The sequence below is a fragment of the Pseudomonas sp. P5_A2_2 genome (assembly GCF_054177685.1).
This window is the reverse complement of sequence record NZ_JBGCUL010000518.1, coordinates 1-3,209: the sequence shown is the minus strand read 5'-3', so window position 1 is coordinate 3,209 and position 3,209 is coordinate 1. Positions and strand designations below refer to the sequence as shown.

The 3,209-nt window shown below is 60.8% G+C and carries 5 protein-coding genes; 3 read left to right on the top strand and 2 right to left on the bottom strand.

Going from position 1 to position 3,209, the window contains the following annotated elements; translation table 11 throughout:
• Nucleotides 1-1,003, top strand: a 1,003-nt coding sequence (gene nadB / locus ACXRVY_RS21530) for an L-aspartate oxidase (RefSeq protein ID WP_458238190.1), incomplete at its 5' end; no start/stop codon positions are given.
• Here the strand turns inward: nadB and ACXRVY_RS21525 are convergent.
• Nucleotides 972-1,424, bottom strand: a complete 453-nt coding sequence (locus ACXRVY_RS21525; RefSeq protein ID WP_223462996.1) for a protein YgfX — start codon at nt 1,422-1,424, stop codon at nt 972-974. The genes nadB and ACXRVY_RS21525 overlap by 32 nt on opposite strands.
• A complete protein-coding gene (locus tag ACXRVY_RS21520) occupies nt 1,408-1,662 on the bottom strand; it encodes an FAD assembly factor SdhE (protein ID WP_003184348.1) in 255 nt (84 codons plus the stop codon). The genes ACXRVY_RS21525 and ACXRVY_RS21520 overlap by 17 nt, the downstream gene beginning before the upstream one ends.
• 149 nt (nt 1,663-1,811) lie before the next feature.
• On the opposite strand from ACXRVY_RS21520, the gene ygfZ reads away from it, so the two are divergent.
• Both ygfZ and ACXRVY_RS21510 read left to right on the top strand, forming a co-directional pair.
• A complete protein-coding gene (gene ygfZ / locus ACXRVY_RS21515; protein WP_458238189.1) occupies nt 1,812-2,753 on the top strand; it encodes a CAF17-like 4Fe-4S cluster assembly/insertion protein YgfZ in 942 nt (313 codons plus the stop codon).
• A 34-nt stretch (nt 2,754-2,787) separates the two neighbouring features.
• Nucleotides 2,788-3,209, top strand: a 422-nt coding sequence (locus ACXRVY_RS21510; RefSeq protein ID WP_458238188.1) for an HDOD domain-containing protein, incomplete at its 3' end; no start/stop codon positions are given.

Below are 3,209 nucleotides of genomic sequence, written 5' to 3'. Positions count from 1 at the left end.
TGGTGCGGCCAAGGTTTACCTGTACACCAGTAACCCCGACGGCGCCTGCGGCGATGGCATCGCCATGGCCTGGCGCTCGGGCTGCCGGGTGGCGAACCTGGAATTCAACCAGTTCCACCCCACTTGCCTGTATCACCCGCAAGCCAAGAGCTTCCTGATCACCGAAGCCCTGCGAGGCGAAGGCGCCCACCTGAAGCTGCCCAACGGCGAGCGCTTCATGCAACGCTTCGATCCACGGGCAGAGTTGGCTCCACGGGACATCGTCGCCCGGGCCATCGACCATGAAATGAAGCGCCTGGGCGTCGATTGCGTCTATCTGGACATCAGCCACAAGCCCGAAGCTTTCATCAAGACGCACTTCCCGACGGTGTACGAACGCTGCCTGGAATTTTCCATCGACATCACCAAGCAACCGATTCCAGTGGTCCCGGCAGCACACTACACCTGCGGTGGTGTGATGGTCGATCAACAGGGCCGCACCGACGTGCCGGGTCTGTACGCCATTGGCGAAACCAGTTTCACCGGCCTGCACGGCGCCAATCGCATGGCCAGCAACTCGTTGCTGGAATGTTTCGTTTATGCCCGCTCGGCGGCCGCGGACATTCTCGAACAGTTGCCCCGGATTCCGATGCCAGTCCCCCTTCCCGCCTGGGATGCGAGCCAGGTCACCGATTCCGATGAAGACGTGATCATTGCGCACAACTGGGATGAGTTGCGGCGATTCATGTGGGACTACGTCGGCATCGTGCGCACCAACAAGCGTCTGCAGCGGGCGCAACACCGCGTGCAATTGCTGCTGGATGAAATCGACGAGTTCTACAGCAACTACAAGGTCAGCCGGGATTTGATCGAGCTGCGCAACCTGGCTCAAGTGGCCGAGCTGATGATTCTGTCGGCCATGGAGCGCAAGGAAAGCCGTGGCCTGCATTACACCCTCGACTACCCGAACCTGCTGCCGGTCGCGCTGGACACTATTCTGGTGCCGCCCACCTACGTCGGCTGAACTTGAGCCGGACCCGCAGGCGTCGGTGCACATCCGCCGCCTGCGCATCCCGGGGCACGCAAATGGCCCTGACCCGGCGCTCGCCACGCAATCGAAAACGCAGTACCACCACCAACGGCAGCGCCAGGCTGTCCGGCCTCAGTTGCACGGGCTGCCAGCCCCCGGCCCGACTCCACAACTGCCAGCCATCGGCATCACGCCGCAAGCCGCAAAATGCCTGCGGGTGCGTCAGCAAGATCTGCCGGGGCAACAGCCAGACTCCGTGAGCCACGCACAGCGCGACGCCAAGCGAGCTGGCCCAGAGCGGAATTGACAGTAAAAACAACGAACCCAACGCGAACAGCTGGGCCAGAAGATACGCCGCCAGCAAGTGCCGTGAGGCATGCCAGCGGCATTCGAACGAGTTACTTGGGCTGGACACGGTCCAGGATCATGCGAACCATGCGCTGCAGTTCAGGATCTTCGGATTCGCTGCGTTCCATGAACCAGCCGAACATGTCCTGATCTTCGCATTCGAGCAACCTGACGTAGCAGGCGCGATCAACCTCGTTGAGGTGCGGGTAAACCTCTTTCACAAACGGCACCAGCAGCACGTCAAGCTCAAGCATGCCGCGGCGGCTGTGCCAGTAGAGGCGGTTCAGTTCAACATCTTCGACCATGGAGCGCTCCTCAAATAGGCCGCAAGTATACAGGCCCGCGCTCCGTCGAACAGTCGGCTTTGGTCGGGCACCGGTGATCCTTTGTGAACTACCCATTTCGAAGGCGCCCCCTTATGATGTCCGCCAGACTCTTTACCCTGCGATGACCCATGGCCGATTCTGCTTTTTTCTGCACGCTTTCTCATGAAGGTGTTCTCGCGGTCCGCGGCGCGGACGCCAGCAAATTCCTGCAAGGCCAACTGACCTGCAATCTCAACTACCTGAGCGATTCCCGGGCCAGCCTCGGTGCGCGCTGCACCCAGAAAGGCCRGATGCAATCGAGTTTCCGCATCCTGCTCGAAGGGGATGGCGTGGTCCTGGCCATGGCCACTGAATTGCTCGAACCGCAACTGGCGGACCTGAAAAAATACGCGGTGTTTTCCAAGTCGAAACTGACCGATGAAAGTGCCGCCTGGGTCCGCTTCGGCATTGACCATGGCGACGCCGCCCTGGCCAGCCTCGGTCTGGGCCTGCCGGCAGAAACCGACAGCGTCGTGCGCAACGATGGACTGATCGCCATCCGTGTCTCGCCGCAACGCGCCGAGTTGTGGGTTGCCGCCGGTCAAGCCAATGCGGTCAAAGGCAAGCTATCGGCGGTGCTGAGCGAAGCTGATCTGAATCAATGGCTGCTGGGCCAGGTCCGCGCAGGGATCGGCCAGGTCATGCCGGGTACCCGCGAGTTGTTCATCCCGCAGATGCTCAACCTGCAAGCGGTCGGTGGCGTGAGTTTCAAGAAAGGTTGCTACACCGGGCAGGAAATCGTCGCGCGCATGCAGTACCTGGGCAAACTCAAGCGCCGTCTGTATCGCCTGCAACTGGCTGCCAGCGAATTGCCTGAGCCGGGTACCCCGCTGTTTTCCCCGACCCACGGCAGTTCCATCGGCGAAGTGGTGCTGGCTGCCCGCGCCGGGCAGAACATTGAACTGCTGGCTGTGTTGCAAGCCGAAGCAGCAGACAGTGGAGACATCCACCTGGGCGAGCTCGAAGGGCCGTCCCTGCAGCTGCTCGACCTGCCTTATGAACTGGACCGCGATCGCGAAATCCAGCAATAACGGCAGCATTTGGCGCAACACCTAGAGAGACTACATGAGCGAACTGGCGGAAAAGGTCCAAAAGGATTTGGTTGAGGCCATCAATAACGATGACCTGGTTCTGCCAACGTTACCGGAAGTGGCCCTGCAGATTCGCAAGGCCGCAGAAAACCCGGAAGTCAGCGTCAGTACCCTGAGCAAAGTGATCGGCCGCGATACCGCGCTGTCGGCACGCCTGATCAAAGTGGTCAACAGCCCACTGTTGCGCGCGACCCAGGAAGTGACCGATCTGCATACCGCGATCACCCGCCTGGGCATCAACTACAGCTGCAATCTGGCGATCGGCCTGGTCATGGAGCAGATTTTCCATGCCCGCTCCGACGTGGTTGAACAGAAGATGCGCGATGTCTGGCGTAAAAGCCTGGAAATCGCCGGCGTCAGCTACGCCTTGTGCCGCAGCTATACCCGACTCAAGCC